Source organism: Mycobacterium genavense ATCC 51234, from assembly GCF_000526915.1.
GTDB classification, from domain to species: Bacteria; Actinomycetota; Actinomycetes; order Mycobacteriales; family Mycobacteriaceae; genus Mycobacterium; species Mycobacterium genavense.
The window spans coordinates 322,033-340,074 of sequence record NZ_JAGZ01000002.1 but is presented as its reverse complement, the minus strand read 5'-3'; the positions used below and the strand labels follow the sequence as shown (position 1 = coordinate 340,074).

Below are 18,042 nucleotides of genomic sequence, written 5' to 3'. Positions count from 1 at the left end.
TCACCGCGTTTCCTTCAGCAACAACGAGCGCACCAACGGCCGCGATCCCAACGGGCGCAGCATCTGGCTAGCGGGGCGGGTGCGCACTCGTTGCGGCCACCAGAACCAACGCCCGAGCAGTGCCGCGACGGCGGGTGTCATGAAGGCGCGCACCACCAGGGTGTCGAACATCAGGCCCATCCCGATCGTGGTGCCCAACTGGGCGATGCTGCGCAGGTCACTGACCGCCATCGAGGCCATCGTGAACGCGAACACCAGACCCGCGTTGGTAACAACCTTTCCGGTACCCGCCATGGCGCGGATGATCCCGGTGTGGATGCCGGCGGCTAATTCCTCTTTCATCCGGGAAACCAGCAGCAGGTTGTAGTCAGAACCCACCGCCAAAAGCACGATCACCGACATGGAAAGCACGGTCCAGTGAATTTGCAGTCCAAGCAAATACTGCCAAACGAGGATGGACATCCCGAAGGAAGCGCCCAGTGAGAGCAATACCGTACCGACGATGACTAGCGCGGCGAGGAAACTCCGCGTCATGATCAGCATGATGATGAAAATGAGGCAGAGGGCGGCGACTCCGGCGATTAAGAGGTCGTATTTGGCGCCGTCGACCAAGTCTTTCACCACCGCGGCGGTTCCGGTGAGATAAACCTTCGCGTCTTCTAGAGGCGTGCCCTTGAGTGCCTCCTCGGCCGCCGTCCTGATCGGTTCCACACGCGAAAGCCCCTCGGGCGTTGCTGGGTCACCTTTTTGCGAAATCAGCATGCGGGCGTTCTTCCCGTCAGGCGACAGGAAGATCTTCATGACCCGCTTGAAAGTATCCGAGCCGTCGATAATGCTCGGCGGAATGTAGAAGCTATCGTCATTCTTGGAGGTGTCGAATGCCTGCCCCATGGCATTCGGGTTTTGGCCGCCATTAACCTCCATCTGGCCAAGAGTTCCTTCCATGGTGCTGTGCATTGTCAGCATCATGGTCCGCATGCTCTGCATGGTTTCGATCATTTGCGGGATCTGTACGAGGATCTGCGGCAAAAGCATGTCTAGCTTATCGAGGTCGACCACCAATTCGCGAAACTTGTCGTTCACCTCGTCGACGCCATCGATTGCGTCGAATACCGACCTGATTGCATAGCAGGCGGGAATATCGTAGCAGTGTTTCTCCCAGTAGAAATAGCTGCGTAGCGGCCTAAAAAAATCTTCGAAATTCGAAACACGGTCACGCAATTCTGCGGTGGTCTTCTGTATTTCATGTGTCCGGGCGACCATGTCGTGGGTGGTGGCGGTGAGCTCTTTCAACAGTCCCAGCATGTGCTGCATCAGCGCAATCATCTTGGCCATTTCTTCGGCCTGTTTCATCATGTCGTTCATGCGGTCCTTTTGGAACGCCATATTTGTCAGCTGGTTCGACTGCGACATGCTCATGATGTAGGGAATGCTGGTGTGCGCCAGCGGGGTTCCCTCCGGCCTAGTCACGCTCTGAACCGTTGAAACGCCCGGCACCGCGAGGACACCCTTGGCCAATTGGTTCAATACCAGCATGTCGGTCGGGTTCCGCAGGTCGTGATCGGCTTGCACCAAGAGGATTTCCGGCATCATCATGCGCGACTCGGGGAAGTGCCGTCCCGCGGCCGCATTTCCGACGCTGGCGGGAATATCTTCGGGAATGAATTTCTGGTCGTCGTAACTCGGGTTGTACCCCGGCAGTGTCAGCAGCCCGACCAGGGCAACGGCTAATGTGGCTATAAAAATGGGCGCGGGCCAGCGAACGATCGCCGTGCCTATTCGCCGCCAACCGCGCACCTGGAGCCTCCGCTTTGGCTCGAACAGGCCGAACCGGCTTCCGACGGCGATCAGTGCCGGCGTGAGCGTGAGAGCTACTAAGACCGCAACGGCGATACCCACCGCGTTGGGAAGGCCTAGCGGCTGGAAATAGGGGAGGCGAGTGAAGCTCAGGCACAGAACAGCGCCGGCGATTGTCATTCCTGAGGCCAACACCACCTTGGCGACACTGCTGAAGGTGGTATAGAACGCGGTTTCCTTGTCCTCGCCGGCCTGGCGGGCCTCCTGATACCGCCCGACGAAGAAAATTCCGTAGTCGGTCCCGGTGGCGATGACCGCCGCTACGAGCAGGTTGACCGCGAAGGTGGTGAGGCCAAGAACCCCGTGATAGGCGAGAAGTGCCACCATTCCACGGGATACCGTCAATTGCAGCCCGACCATGAGCAACAACAGAATGACGGTGAAGATCGAACGATAGACGAGCAGCAACATAATGAAGATCACCGAAAGGCTCGCCAGTGTGACAGTTGTGACCGTCTCCTGACCCGCCTTGTTCATATCCGCCACGGTGGCAGCCGGTCCGGTGACATAGACCTTGAGGCCCGGCGGAGTTTTCAGTCCCGCGACGATGCCTCGGACGGCCGCCACAGATTCGTCTCCCGCGGTCGCGCCCTGGCTACCGCCGAGGTTCAGCTGCACATACGCGGCCTTGCCGTCGATGCTTTGCGCCGCGGCCGCCGTGACCGGATCTCCCCAGAAGTTCTGGACATGCTGAACGTGTTTGGTATCGGCCTCGAGCCGGCGGACCAATTCGTCGTAGTACTTGTGATCTTCCTGGCCGAGAGCCCGGTCCGCCTCCAGGACAATCATCGCCAGGGCGCCGGAGTTGGATTCCTTGAAATCCTGGCCGAGGCGCGCCATCGCCTTGAAGGACGGCGCCTCGACGGGATTCAGCGACACCGAATGCTGTTGCTCGACAACCTCCAGCGGCGGGATGCCGACCGTGACGAAGACGGCGAAACCCAGCCACGCCAGGATGATGAGTATCGAAAACCGGTGGATCGTCCGCGCTATGAACGGCCGCTCCGTGCCCATGTTTTCGTCGCTCATGCAGCCGTCAGCACGCAGTACGTGAAGGCGTTCACCTCGTGGGATACCTTCTCGGACTTGACGGTGCCGTCGACGATGATGCGGCAGCCGATGGTATCGGTATCACCTTGTGCCACTACGTTTCCCACGATCGACGGCAGGGTGGTCGACAAATCCATCGACCACGGCAGGGTGACGCCGTTGATGTGCTGAGGGTCGGCGTTGACGTCGAAATAGCTGATGTCGGCAACGGTGCCCGGTGCACCGAAGACCTCGTACTTCAAATGCTTGGGGTTGAACGGTTTGCTGTCCTTGACCCGGGTGTCGGCATAGGACTGGCGCTTTTCGGAGCCGAATATCCCGTGTAGGCGCGAAACGGTGAATCCGCCGGCGGTGAGCACCGCCAGGATCAGCAACGGGATCCACAGCCGCCCCAGCAGCTTGACGATCCCAGCTCCCGGATTCCGCCTGCCCTTTCGAGGCGCACCGGTCGGGGGCTCTTGGGGACCGGACTGGCGGCCGAACCGCCGCAAGCGCCCCGCAGGCTCGCTCACGCCCTGGCTGCCATCGGCGGCGACGTCGGACCGGGCTCGAACATCGTGTTCGACCACCACACCCCCTTCAACCCGTTCACAGACTCGCTATTTCAACCGCTCGGACAGTACCCAAATCTCGATCGCACCACGCCAGACCTGCGGCGGTCGGCTCAATCGAGTGGCGTTCGACCAGTGCAACCAGATCTTGATGAGTAAACCATGCCATTGGCCCCGACATCAGATCTTTGGAAACCCGATGTGGGATCATGACTCGTACCGTGTGCGTACGAGCACGGTAGCAATCAGTGAAATCCGCCCCCCGCGGCAGGTGTTGTATGCGTCATTGGCCCGAGCAATGGTGACACATATTACATTATCGCGTGGCCTCGCGCAGAAGAGTCATCTACCAATCTTGGTCGCCGAGGGCGGTGAGCATGCGATTTGTCGGCGTCAGACCAACGTCTTGTGAACCAGCGCAGCGGCAAAGCAGACACCGACGCTCGGCTTCGGCAGCTACCGTGCCGCCCCGGCATTTGCTGGTGATGTTCTGCGGTCGTTTCCGGTCTGATCTGCGGGTCCACCCCCGGAGGTCGGCGACGGTATTTCGGCGCGGCAACTAACGAGCAACGAGAGCGTAACTCGGTCGTTTTCTGGCCGCCGGTACCGTACTCTTGGCGGGCGGCAGACAGCCCGTACCGTCGCTGCAGGTCACTGCGCTCCGGGGCGCCAACGTCCAAGTGTTGCGCCGCGCGCCGATTTGCCAAGAGGTGCCCCGAGTGCTTAGCAGATCACAGCAGGAACTTTGTCGAAACCTCCGACCGAGCCTGTAGGCCTCCAGTATGGTTTGGAACGACCCCACCTATATCGAGAGAACGCCTGGAGAACTGTGAGCACGAATCCATTCGACGACGATAATGGCAGTTTTTTCGTGTTGGTCAATGATGAGGAGCAACACAGCCTGTGGCCGACCTTCGCCGATGTCCCCGCCGGATGGCGGGTGGTATATGGCGAGGCCGACCGAGCGGCGTGTCTCGAGTACATCGAGCAGAACTGGCCCGATATCCGGCCGAAGAGTCTGCGCGAGCGGCTGGCAGCGGGTCGGAGTTTTGATAAGTAAACCGGCCTGGGTATGGGGACTCGGGTGGAGCTTTGGGGGACTCACATGGAACGTGGTGAGCGGGCACACCCGCTGACGCGTGGACAGCTCGATATTTGGCTCTCGCAGGAAACGGGTTTCGCGGGTACCGAGTGGCAGCTCGGTCTTTTGGTGTTGATCGAGGGCCCGGTCCATCATGATTTGCTGCAGCAGGCGATCAGGCAAGTCGTCGCGGAGTCCGAGTCGGGCCGGGTTGCGTTCTTCGAGTCCGAGGGTCATGTATTACAGAAGGCCGTCGATTATCCGGATGCAGAGCTGGGCTTCTATGATTTCCGGGGCGCCGACGACCCCGTGCGAAAAGTCCGCGAAATGGCGTCCGCAATTCAGCGCACGCCAATGCCATTCTCGGGCCCGCTTTTCATTTTTACGCTATTCCAGACGCAAGACGACGAATTCTATTTATTCGCTTGCTGCCACCACATCGCCGTAGACGGCATGGGCATGGCGCTGGTGAGCCGCCGCGTCGCCACCGTCTACACCGCACTGGTGGCCGGCGAGCCCGTCCCGGACGCGTACTTCGGGTCGCTGCAGGACCTGATCGACTGCGAGTCGGCTTACGAGGCGTCCACCGACTACTCCGATGACCAGGCCTATTGGCAGGAACACCTGCCCACTGAATCGGGATTCCACTACCGGCTGCCGCAACTCACCACCGAGCGCGACCCCTATCTGACGTCGGCCTCGGTGCAGTTGGATCCGGCCGTGGTGGGCCGAATGCAACAGCTGACCAAACAGTTGCGGGTCCGGCGGTATTCGGCCATTACCGCCGCGTGTGCGCTATTGGTGCGTGGCTGGTCCGGAAATGCGTCCGAGGTGACGCTGGACTTCCCGGTCAGCCGCCGAGTGACTCCGGAGTCGAAGACGCTGCCCGCGATGCTGGCCGGGGTTGTCCCGCTGGTGTTGACGACGGCTCCGGATTCGACGGTCGGCGATTTCGTCGCCCATGTCGACACGCGTATTCGGGAACTGTTGCAACATCAGCGTTTTCCGGTGCATGCCTTGGAAGGCGAGGGCGGGGCCCGTCAGGGTGCAAACCGGGTGGGTGTCAATTTCATCCCGTCCCGGCTGACCCTGAACCTCGCTGGCGCCCCGGCACACGCTGGGTACACCAACCACGGCCCGGTGGGTCACTTCGGGTTTTTCTTCCTGGGGGCCGGCGATCAACTGTTCCTGAGCACGGCCGGTCCTGGGCAACCGTTCGCGAATTTCGACGTCGCCGACCTGGCGGCGAAGTTGCAGCATGTGCTGTTGGCCATGGTCGAGGATCCGACGGCGCCCCTGTCGTCGATCGCAGCGCTCGACGCCGACGACATGACCCGCCTCGACGAGATCGGCAACCGGGCCGTCCTGACCGAGCTCGCTCCGGCGAAGGTGTCGATTCCGGAGACGTTCGCCAAACACGTCGAGCGCACCCCCGAGGCGGTCGCCATCACCTTCGAGGGGCGATCCACGACCTACCGGGAACTCGACGAGGCCGCCAACCGGTTGGCGCACCTGCTGGTCAGCGAGGGCGTCGGCCCGGGCCACGTTGTGGCACTTCAGTTTTCCCGGTCCGCCGACGCGATCATCGCGATCCTGGCCGTTTTGAAGACCGGTGCGGCATACCTGCCGATCGATCCTGCGCTGCCACCTGCGCGCACCGAGTTCATGCTCGCCGACGCCGCGCCGACGGCGGCGGTGACCACCACCGACCTGCGGTCGCGGCTGGACGGACAGGATCTGGTCGTCATTGACGTCGCCGATCCTCGCATCGCGGCCCAGCCCAGCACGGCCCTGCCGATACCGGACCCGGACAACCTCGCCCACGTCATCTACACGTCCGGCACCACGGGCACCCCCAAAGGTGTTGCGGTCACCCATCACAACGTCACGCAGCTGTTCGCCTGCTTCGATGCCGGCCTGCCCCGCACCGGCGTGTGGTCGCAGTGCCACTCGTTGGCCTTCGACTTCTCGGTGTGGGAGATCTGGGCCGCCCTGCTCGGGGGCCGTCGGCTGGTGGTGGTGCCGGAGTCGGTGACCCGTTCGCCAGAAGACTTCCACGCCTTGCTCGTTCGCGAACATGTCAGCGTGCTCACCCAGACGCCGTCGGCGGTGGGGATGCTATCGCCCGAGGGTTTGGAGACCGCGGCGTTGGTGGTCGCCGGCGAGGCCTGCCCGCCGGAAATCATGGACCAGTGGGCGCCCGGCCGGGTGATGGTCAACGGCTACGGCCCCACCGAGACCACGGTGTGTGTGGCGATCAGCGCGCCGCTGGTGCCGGGATCCGGTGTGGTGCCAATCGGTTCGCCCGTTCCGGGCGCGGCGTTGTTCGTGCTGGACCGGTGGTTGAAGCCGGTGCCGCTCGGCGTGGTCGGCGAGTTGTACGTGGCCGGCGCCGGCGTGGCGTGCGGCTATGTGCGCCGCGCCGGTTTGACGGCGTCGCGGTTCGTGGCATGCCCGTTCGGGCAGCCGGGGGAGCGGATGTACCGGACCGGAGACCTGGTCTCCTGGGGCGACGACGGGCAGCTGCTCTACCTCGGCCGCGCAGACGAGCAGGTCAAGATCCGCGGCTACCGCATCGAGCTGGGCGAGGTGCAGGCCGCCTTGGCCGTGCTGGACGACGTCAGGCAGGCCGCGGTCATCGCCCGCGAGGACCGGCCCGGCGACAAGCGGCTGGTCGGCTACGTCACCGGTACCGTCGATCCCGCCGCGGCCCGGGCCAAGCTGGCCGAGCGGCTGCCCGCGTACATGGTGCCCGCCGCGGTCGTCGTCTTGCCGGCGCTGCCGCTGACGCCTAACGGCAAGCTGGACACCCGCGCCCTGCCGGCGCCCGAATACCACAACGTCGGCGGCGCCTACCGTGCCCCGACCACGGCCGTCGAAGAGGTGCTGGCCGGCATCTACTCCGAAATCCTCGGCCTCGAGCGGGTCGGAATCGACGACTCGTTCTTCGACCTGGGCGGCGACAGCATCCTGTCGATGCAGGTCGTGGCGCGCGCCCGGGCGGCCGGAGTGCTGCTGCGCCCGCGCGACATCTTCGTCGAGCAGTCCGTGGCGCGGCTGGCCCAAGTGGCCAGCGTGGCCACCGGCGAGATCGGGGTGGCCGACGAGGGTCTGGGCGAGGTGGTGTCCACCCCGATCATCCGCTGGCTACAAGACGTCGACGGCCCGGTCGAGCAGTTCAACCAGGCGATGGTGGTGCAAGCCCCGGCCGAAGTGACCGAGCCGGACGTGGCGGTGGTGCTTCAGGCGCTGGTGGACCGGCATGCCACCCTGCGGATGCGGGCCGACGACGACGGCGCCGGCGGCTGGTCGTTGTGGGTGCCCGAGGTCGAGTCGCTGGAAGGCGCCGGTCTGGTGCACACGGTCGACGTGCTGACCGACGAGGCGCTCGCGCAGGCGCGCTCGCGGCTGAACCCGGCCACCGGGGCGATGCTCAGCGCCCTGTGGGTGACCTCCACCAACCAGCTGGCGTTTATCATTCACCACCTGGCCGTCGATGGCGTGTCGTGGCGAATCCTGTTGGAAGACTTGAACATCGCGTGGGCCCAGCATCACAGCGGGCAAGAGGTCCAGTTGCCGGCGCCGGGGACGTCGTTCGCCCGGTGGTCCGCACTGCTGGCGGAGCACGCCCGCGACGCAGCCGTCGTGGCGCACGCGGACGCCTGGCGGCAGGTGGCGTCGACCCCGGCCGTGTTGCCGGCGGTGCAGCCGGCGGTCGATACGCACGCCAACGCCGGACGGCTGGCGGTGGACCTGGACGTCGACACCACCCGTCAGCTGCTGGGTGAGGTCCCCGCCGCGTTTCACGCTGGGGTGCAAGACATTCTGTTGATCGCGTTCGGGTTGGCCTGGGCCGAATTCCTCGGCTCCCCGGGCCGGCCGCTCGCCATCGACGTCGAGGGGCACGGGCGCAACGAGGAGCTCACTCCCTACGTGGACCTGTCGCGCACGGTCGGCTGGTTCACCTCCAAGTACCCGGTATCGCTGACCGTGGGTGGCCTGGACTGGTCGCGGGTGACCGCCGGCGACCCGGCTCTGGGCGCGGTGATCAAGGAAGTCAAGGAACAGCTGCGCGCCCTGCCCGACGGACTGACCTACGGTCTGCTGCGGTATCTGAATGACGAGGTCGACCTGGGCGGAGCCGATCCGGCGATTGGTTTCAACTACTTGGGCCGCATGGGTGCCTCGGCCGCCGAGCTCTCCGAGGACCTGTGGCGCGTCAGCCAGGACAGCCTCGCGCTGGCCGGTGCGGCCGCCTCGATCCCGATGCCGTTGGCGCACACCGTCGAACTCAACGTCGGCACCGTCGACAGCGAAGCCGGCCCGCATCTGCACGCCAACTGGACCTGGGCGCCGTCGGCACTCGACGAGACCCAGATCAACCGGCTCAGCCAGCTGTGGTTCGAGGCGCTGGCCGGCATCTGCGCGCACGTGCGTGGCGGTGGCGGCGGCCTGACGCCGTCCGACGTGGCCCCGGCGCGGCTGAGCCAGCAGCAAATCGATGAGCTGTCCCGGCAACTGCGGGTCGCTGACGTGCTTCCGCTGACCCCGGTGCAGCAGGGGCTGTTGTTCCACAGCGCGCTCGCCGAGGGTTCCGGCGACGACTTGTACGCGGTGCAGTTGGGTATCACGGTGACCGGCCCGCTCGACCAGAAGCGGCTGCGCGAGGCGGTGCAGACCGTGGTCGACCGCCACCCCAACCTGGCCGCGCAGTTCTGCCAACAGTTCGACGAGCCGATCCAGATCATCCCGGCCGAGCCCGTCATGGCGTGGCAGTACGTCGAAATGGCTGGCGGTGAAACGGAAGTCGACCAGCGGGTCCAACAGCTGTGTGCGGCAGAACGCGCCGCGGTGTGCGACATCGCGGGGGAGCCGGCTTTCCGGGTGGCGCTGATCCGCACCGGGGACAACCAGCACCGGTTTGTGATGACCATCCACCACATCGTGGTCGATGGCTGGTCGCTGCCGATCCTGCTGCAGGAGATATTCACGCTCTACTACGGGCAGCGGTTGGCCGCGCCCCCGTCGTATCGCAGCTTTGTCACCTGGCTCGCCGAGCAGGATCGCGACGCCGCACAGGCCGACTGGGGCAAACTGCTGGCCGGCTTCGACACGCCGACGCTGGTGAGCCCGCCCGGGCAGGCCGCCGAGCGCGGCGTGGAATCGTATCGGGTGCCAGCCGATGTCACCCAGGCCCTGACCGAGCTGGCGCGCGCGAACCACACCACCGTCAGCAACGTGCTGCAGGCGGCGTGGGCGCAGGTGCTGATGTGGCTGACCGGCCACCACGATGTTGTCTTTGGCACCGCGGTTTCCGGCCGGCCCAGCGATCTGCCCGGCGCGGACGCGTTGGTGGGTCTGCTGATCAACACCATTCCGGTGCGGGCCAGCGCCACGGCCATCACCACGATCGCCGACCTGTTGGCCCAGTTGCAGCGGTACCACAACGACACCCTCGAGTACGACCACCTGGCGCTGCGGGACATCCACCGGGTGACCGGTCACGACCAGCTGTTCGACACGCTCTTCCTCTACGAGAACTACCCGGTCGACGCCGGCGCGCTGTTGGGCGTGCACGAGTTGGCCATCACCGATTTCAGCAGTCGCGAATTCAACCACTACCCGCTGTCGGTGGTCGTGTCGCCGGGCCATGAACTGAGCCTGCGCGTCGAATTCGACAGCCACGTCTTCGATGTCGCCACCATCGACTCGCTGATCGAGCGGTACCGGCGGGTGCTGGTGACGATGACCACCGATCCCACCCGTCGGCTGTCGTCGATCGACCTGCTCGACGCCGACGAGCATGCCCGGCTCGAAAAATGGGGCAACCGCGGGGTGCTGACGCTGCCCGCCAGCACCCCGGTGTCGATTCCGGAACTGTTCGCCGCTCAGGTCGCCCGCGCCCCGGAGGCCGTCGCGGTCAACAGCGGCGAGGGGTCGTGGACGTACCGCGAACTCGACGAGGCCGCAAATCGGTTGGCGCACACGCTATCCGACCGCGGCGCCGGACCCGGCGAGCGAGTGGCGGTGCTGCTCAACCGATCTGCCGAAGCGATCGTCTCGCTGCTGGCGGTGCTGAAGACGGGCGCGGCGTATCTGCCGATGGATCCGGCGCACCCGACCGCGCGGATGGAGTTCATGCTGGCGGACTCCGCGCCGATCGCCGCTCTGACCACCGCGGACCTGCGGCCCCGGTTGGACAACGCCGACCTGCCGATCATCGATATCGAGGACCCGGCGATCGGCGCCGCACCCAACACCGCATTGCCGACCCCGGCGGCCGATCACGTTGCCTACATCATCTACACCTCGGGCACCACGGGTAAGCCCAAGGGCGTGGCCGTCACACACCGCAATGTGACCCAGCTGCTGGAGTCGCTGGACGCCGAGATGGAGCTGGGACAGGTTTGGACGCAATGCCATTCGCTGGCGTTCGACTACTCGGTGTGGGAGATCTGGGGAGCACTGCTGCACGGCGGCCGGGTGATCGTGGTCCCCGACGCCGTGGTCCGCTCGCCGGAAGACCTGCACGCGCTGCTGGTCAGCGAGCAGGTCAGCGTGCTGAGCCAGTCGGCGTTCTACGCGTTGCAGGCCGCCGATGCGCTGCAGCCCGAGCTGGGACAGCAGCTGAAGCTGCAAACCGTGGTCTTCGGTGGCGAAGCGCTTGAGCCGCAACGTCTTCAGACGTGGTTGCACAACCACCCGGGACTGCCGCGGATGATCAACATGTACGGCATCACCGAGACGACCGTGCACGCCTCATTCCGCGAGATCGTCGGCTCCGACATCGACAGCAACAACAGCCCCATCGGGGTGCCGTTGGCGCATCTCGCCTTCTTCGTGCTGGACGGCTGGCTGCGGCCCGTCGCGCCCGGGGTGGTCGGCGAGCTGTACGTGGCCGGCGCCGGCGTGGCGAGCGGATACGTCGGCCGCCCGGACCTGACGACGACGCGGTTCGTCGCCTGCCCGTTCGGCGGGCCCGGATCGCGGATGTACCGCACCGGCGACCTGGTGTCCTGGGGCACCGACGGGCAGCTGCGGTACATGGGACGCGCCGACAAGCAGGTCAAGATCCGCGGCTACCGCATCGAACTCGGTGAGATCCAGGCCGCGCTGGCCGGGGTGGACGGCGTCTCGCAGGCCGTGGTGATCGCCCGCGAGGACCGCGCCGGCGACAAGCGCCTGGTCGGCTATGTCACCGGGACCGCGGACCCGACCGAGATCCGCGGTCAGCTGGCCGAGCGGCTGCCGTCGTACATGGTGCCCGTCGCGGTGGTGGTGTTGGACGCGCTGCCGTTGACGGTCAACGGCAAGCTCGACACGCGCGCCCTGCCCGCACCGGAATACGCCGGCGTTAACGAATATCGCGCGCCGAGCGACGCGGTCGAGGAGATCCTGGCCGGGATCTACGCCCAGGTGCTGGGTGTGGAGCGGGTCGGTGTCGACGACTCCTTCTTCGACCTGGGCGGCGACAGCATCCTGTCCATGCAGGTGGTGGCGCAGGCCCGGGCGGCCGGCGTGTTGTGCCGTCCCCGTGACGTTTTCGTCGAGCAGACCGTCGCGCGGCTGGCCCGGGTGGCCCGGATGGGCACCGAGGGCGACGGTGTGGCCGACGAGGGCCTCGGTGAGGTCATCGCCACCCCGATCATTCGCTGGCTGCAGGAAACCGACGGCCCGGTCGAGCAGTTCAACCAGACCATGGTGGTGCAGGCGCCCGACGGGGTGACCGAGGCCGACGCGGTCGCGGTGCTGCAGGCCCTGGTGGACCGGCACGCGATGCTGCGGCTGCGGGTGGACGACGACGGCGACGGTGGCTGGTCGTTGTGGGTGCCCGAGGTCGGCTCGGTGGACGCCGCCGCGCTGCTGCGCTCGGTCGACACGCTGTCCGACGAGGCGCTCGTCGAGGCGCGCGACCGGCTGAGCCCGTCCGCCGGGGTGATGCTGAGCGCGCTGTGGGTGAGCTCCACCTCGCAGCTGGTGCTGATCGTCCACCACCTGGCCGTCGACGGGGTGTCGTGGCGAATCCTGTTGGAAGACTTGAACATTGCCTGGGCCCAGCACCACAGCGGGCAGCCCGTCGCACTGCCGCCCGGCGGGACGTCGTTTGCCCGCTGGTCGTCGCTGCTGCAGGAGTACGCGCAGCGCCCCGCGGTGACCGAGCAGGCCGAGGCGTGGCGGCAGGTGGCCGCCGTGCCCGCCGCCCTGCCGGCGGTGCGCCCCGAGGTGGACACCTACGTCAGCGCCGAGCAGATGTCGGCCGAGCTCGACGTCGAGACGACTCGGCTGCTGTTGGGTGAGGTGCCGGCGGCGTTTCACGCTGGGGTGCAAGACATTCTGTTGATCGCGTTCGGGTTGGCCTGGGCGGAGTTCCTGGGCAGCAAGGGCGCGCCGATCGGCATCGGCGTCGAGGGCCACGGCCGTCACGAGGAATTGGCTCCGGGCGTCGATCTGTCGCGCACGGTCGGCTGGTTCACCACCAAGTACCCGGTCTCGCTGGCCGTCGGCGGTCTGGATTGGGCGCAGGTGGTCGCCGGCGACACCGCGCTGGGGCCGGTGATCAAGGACGCCAAGGAACAGCTGCGCGGCCTGCCCGACCCGCTGACCTACGGACTGCTGCGCTACGCGAACCACGACGTCGACCTGCACGGCAATGACCCGGCGATCGGGTTCAACTACCTGGGCCGGCTCGGCGCCGGCACGGCGGCGGAGCTCACCGGCGATCTGTGGCGGATCTCCGAAGAAGGCCTTTCGGTCGCCGGCGCGGCCACCGCGGTGCCGCTGCCGCTGATGCACACCGTCGACCTCAACGCCGGCACCATGGACACCGACGCGGGCCCACACCTGCACGCCAGCTGGACCTGGGCGCCCTCGGCGCTGGACGGCGAGCAGATCAGCCGGCTGAGCCGGCTGTGGTTCGAGGCGCTGACCGGCATCTGCGCGCACGTGCGCAACGGCGGCGGCGGCCTGACCCCGTCGGACCTGCTGCCCGCGCGGCTGACCCAGCAGCAGCTCGACCAACTCGAGCAGCAGTACCAGCTGGCCGACGTGCTGCCGCTGACCCCGGTGCAGCAGGGCCTGCTGTTCCACGCCAGCGTCGCCCAGGGCGGCGACAACGGCGACGACGTCTACGCGGTGCAGCTGGGCATCACCATTTCCGGTTCGATCGACCCGCAGCGTCTCCGCGAGGCGGTGCAGACGGTGGTCAACCGGCACCCCAACCTGGCGGCCCGCTTCAGCGCGCAGTTCGACGAGCCGGTGCAGGTCATTCCCGCCGAACCCGTCATGGCCTGGCGGTACATCCAGCTCGACAGTGACGAAGCCGGCCACGACGAGCAGATCGAGCAGCCGTGCGCGGACGAGCGCGACGCGGTCAGCGACCTGCTCGGCCGTCCGGCGTTCCGCGCGGCGTTGATCCGGATCGCCGAGAACAAGCACCGGTTCGTGCTCACCAACCACCACATCGTGATGGACGGCTGGTCGCTGCCGATCCTGCTGCGCGAGATCTTCGCCAGCTACTATGGCGAGCGGCTGCCCGCGCCCGCGTCCTACCGCAGCATTCTGACCTGGCTCGCCGAACAGGACCGTCCCGCCGCCCAGGCGGCGTGGCGGCAGATGTTCGAAGGTTTCGACAACCCGACGCTGGTCGGGCCCGCGACCCGGATGGGGCTGGGACGCCGGCGCGTCGACTCCTACCGGGTGTCCGCCGAGACCACCCGGGCGCTGAGCACGCTCGCCCGCTCCTGCCACACCACCGTCAACACGGTGCTGCAGGCCGGGTGGGCGCAGCTGCTGATGTGGCTGACCGGGCAGCGCGACGTCGCGTTCGGCACCACGGTGTCGGGACGGCCGCCCGAGGTGCTGGGCTCGGAATCGATTGTCGGCCTGCTGATCAACACCGTTGCGGTGCGGGCGAACACCATCGTGGCCACCACGGTCGCCGAGCTGCTCGACCAGCTGCAGACCGCGCACAACAACCGGCTCGAGCACGAGCACCTGGGCCTGTCCGACATTCACCGCGCCACCGGCCACGACCAGTTGTTCGACACGCTGTTCCTGTACGAGAACTACCCGATCGACACCAACGTGCCGGTGGGCGTGCACGAACTGGCCATCACCGACGTCACCAATCGCGAGTACAACCACTATCCGCTTTCGGTGATGGCGCTGCCGGGCCACGAACTGGGCATCCGCGTCGAGTACGACACCGACGTGTTCGACCCGGCCAGCATCGAAACCCTGGTGGAGCGGTTCCAGCGGGTGCTGGTCGCCATGACCGTCGACCCGGCCCAGCGGTTGTCGTCGATGGACGTGCTGGATGCCGGTGAGCACGCCCGGCTGGACGAGTGGGGCAACCGCGCCGTGCTGACGCAGCCCGCGCAGGGCACGACGATCCCGGCGATGTTCGCCGCGCAGGTGGCACGCACCCCGGACGGCGTCGCGCTGGTGGACGGCGAGCGGTCCTGGACCTACCGCGAGCTCGACGACGAGGCCGACCGGCTGGCCCGGGTGCTGGTCAGCGACGGCGCCCGGCCGGGTGAATGTGTGGCACTGCTGTTCAACCGGTCGGCCGAGGCGATCATCGCGATGGTGGCGGTGCTCAAGTCCGGCGCGGCCTACCTGCCGATCGACCCGGCAATGCCCGACGCGCGACTGGACTTCATGCTCGGCGACGCCACCCCGGTCGCCGCGATGACCGACGCGACCATGCGGTCCCGTTTCGACGGCGCCGACCTGCCGGTGATCGACGTCCACGACCCGGACCTGTCGATCCCGTCGGACATCAGCTTCCCGGTGGCCGCGCCGGAGGACCTGGCCTACACGATCTACACGTCGGGAACGACCGGGGTGCCCAAGGGTGTGGCCATCACCCACGGGAACGCGACGTCACTGCTGGAGGTGCCCGACCCCGGCGCACCCACCGGGCCCGGGCAGGTATGGTCGCAGTGGCACTCCTACAGCTTCGACGTCTCGGTGTGGGAGATCTTCAGCGCCCTGCTGCACGGCGCGCGGCTGGTGGTGGTGCCCGAATCGGCGGCGTCGGCCCACGAGCTGCGCGACTTGCTGGTCGCCGAGCAGGTGACCGTGGTGGGTCAAACGCCGTCGGCGCTGGCGATGATGCCGGGCGAAGGGCTGGAATCGGTGACCCTGGTGATGGCGGGGGAGGCCAGCCCGAACGAGCTGGTGGACAAGTGGGCGCCGGGCCGGGTGATGATCAACGCCTACGGCCCGACCGAGGCCACCATCTATGCGGCCATCAGCAAGCCGATGAAGGCCGGCGAGGGCGCCCCGATCGGTGTTCCCGTACCCGGCGCGGCCCTGTTCGTGCTGGACAAGTCGCTACGGCCGGCGCCCGAAGGGGTGGTCGGCGAGTTGTACATCGCCGGTCGCGGTGTGGCCGTCGGGTACCTGCGCCGGGCCGGGCTGACCGCGTCGCGGTTCGTGGCCTGCCCGTTCGGCGGGCCGGGCGCGCGGATGTATCGCACCGGCGACCTGGTGCGCTGGGGCGCCGACGGGCAGCTGCAGTACCTGGGGCGCGCCGACGAGCAGGTCAAGATCCGCGGCTACCGCATCGAGCTCGGCGAGGTGCAGGCGGCGCTGGCCGCCCTGGACGGGGTGCAGGCCGCCGCGGTCGTCGCCCGCGAGGACCGTCCCGGTGACAAGCGACTGGTCGGGTACGTCACCGTCACCGGCGACGTCGACACCGCCCAGATGCGCGCCCGGCTGGGCAAGCGGTTGCCGGCCTACATGGTTCCGACGGCGATCGTGGTGCTCGACACCTTGCCGCGGACCGTCAACGGCAAGCTCGACAAGCGCGCGCTGCCCGCACCCGAATACCAGAGCGCCGTGCGCTACACCCCGCCCGCGACGCCGACCGAGGAGATCGTGGCCGGGATCTACGGCCAGGTGCTGGACATCGAGCGGGTCGGCGTCGAGAACTCCTTCTTCGACCTGGGCGGTGACTCGCTGTCGGCGATGCGCGTGGTCGCCGCGATCAACACGGCGTTCGATGCCACCCTGTCGGTGCGGACGCTGTTCGAGGCGCCGTCGGTGCGCACCATCAGCGAGCGGTTGGACCGCGACCCCGACGCCGACGAGACCGATGCCCACGGCCCGAGTTACGTTGCCGTGCACGGCCGCGACACCGAGGGGCTGCGCGCCAGTGACCTCACGCTGGACAAGTTCATCGACGAGACGACGCTGCTCACCGCCCCGGCACTGCCGGGGCCGAGCGCCGAAGCGCGCACGGTGCTGCTGACCGGCGCGACCGGCTTCCTCGGGCGATACCTGGCCCTGGAGTGGCTCAAGCAACTCAAGCGGGTCGACGGCAAGCTGATCTGCCTGGTGCGGGCCGGCTCCGATCAGGAGGCGTGGCGCCGGCTGGAGAAGACCTTCGACACCGGCGACCCGCGGTTGGTGGACCACTTCCACCAGCTGGCCGCCGATCACCTCGAGGTCGTCGCCGGCGACAAGGGCGAAGCCAACCTGGGCCTCGACGAGCAGACCTATCAACGACTGGCCGACACCGTCGACCTGATCGTCGACTCGGCCGCCGTGGTCAACGGCGTGCTGCCCTATCGAGAGCTGTTCGGGCCCAACGTCGTTGGCACCGCCGAGCTGATCAAGTTCGCGCTGACCTCGCGGATGAAGCCGTACGCGTACGTGTCGACCTCGGACCTGGGGCGTCAGATCGAGCCGGCGTTGTTCACCGAGGACGCCGATATCCGGGTCATCAGTCCGACCCGCGTCCTGGACGGCAGCTACGCCAACGGCTACGGCAACAGCAAGTGGGCCGGCGAGGTGCTGCTGCGGGAAGCCAACGGCGCGTTCGGGCTTCCGGTTTCGGTGTTCCGCAGCGACATGATCCTGTCCGACGTCAGCTACGCCGGCCAGTTCAACATGACGGACGTGGTCACGCGGATGATCCTGAGCGTGGTCGCCACCGGCGTGGCGCCCGGTTCGTTCTACCGGCGCGACGACAACGGCAACCGGCAGCGGGCGCACTTCGACGGCCTGCCGGTCGAATTCGTCGCCGAGGCGATCGCCACCCTCGGGGCCCAGGTGGTCGACGGGTTCGAGACCTATCACGTGATGAACCCGCACGACGACGGCATCGGACTCGACACCTACGTCGACTGGCTGATCGAGGCCGGCTATCCGATCCAGCGCATCGACGACTTCGCCGAGTGGGTGCGCCAGTTCGAGGCCGGTTTGCGGGCTCTGCCGGACCGGCAGCGCCAGCACTCGGTGCTGCAGATGCTGCAGTTGATGCTGCACAACCCCGAGCAGATCCAGCCACTCGAGCCGACCCGCGGGTCGTTCGCACCGACGGACCGGTTCCGCGCCGCGGTGCAGGAAGCGAAAATCGGTGCGGACAACGACATCCCGCACATTTCGGCGCCGGTGATCATCAAGTACGTCACCGACCTGCAATTGGTGGGACTGCTCTAGCCAACTGCCGCTGACTACGATTAAAAGTCGTTCCGCCAGTTGATCGGAGTGCCC

The 18,042-nt window shown here is 66.8% G+C and carries 4 protein-coding genes; 2 read left to right on the top strand and 2 right to left on the bottom strand.

The window, feature by feature from the left end; all coding sequences use genetic code 11:
* Entirely contained in the window at positions 1-2,886 is a 2,886-nt protein-coding gene (locus T428_RS0106240) for an MMPL/RND family transporter (protein ID WP_025735787.1), read from the bottom strand.
* Positions 2,883-3,302 (bottom strand): MmpS family transport accessory protein, encoded by a 420-nt coding sequence (locus T428_RS0106235; RefSeq protein WP_025735786.1) that lies wholly within the window; start codon positions 3,300-3,302, stop codon positions 2,883-2,885. The genes T428_RS0106240 and T428_RS0106235 overlap by 4 nt, the downstream gene beginning before the upstream one ends.
* A gap of 985 nt (positions 3,303-4,287) precedes the next feature.
* Between T428_RS0106235 and T428_RS0106230 the strand changes: the two genes are divergently transcribed.
* Entirely contained in the window at positions 4,288-4,518 is a 231-nt protein-coding gene (locus T428_RS0106230) for an MbtH family protein (RefSeq protein WP_025735785.1), read from the top strand.
* A gap of 45 nt (positions 4,519-4,563) precedes the next feature.
* Entirely contained in the window at positions 4,564-17,988 is a 13,425-nt protein-coding gene (locus tag T428_RS26110; protein ID WP_025735784.1) for an amino acid adenylation domain-containing protein, read from the top strand.
* Positions 17,989-18,042: the final 54 nt, after the last annotated feature.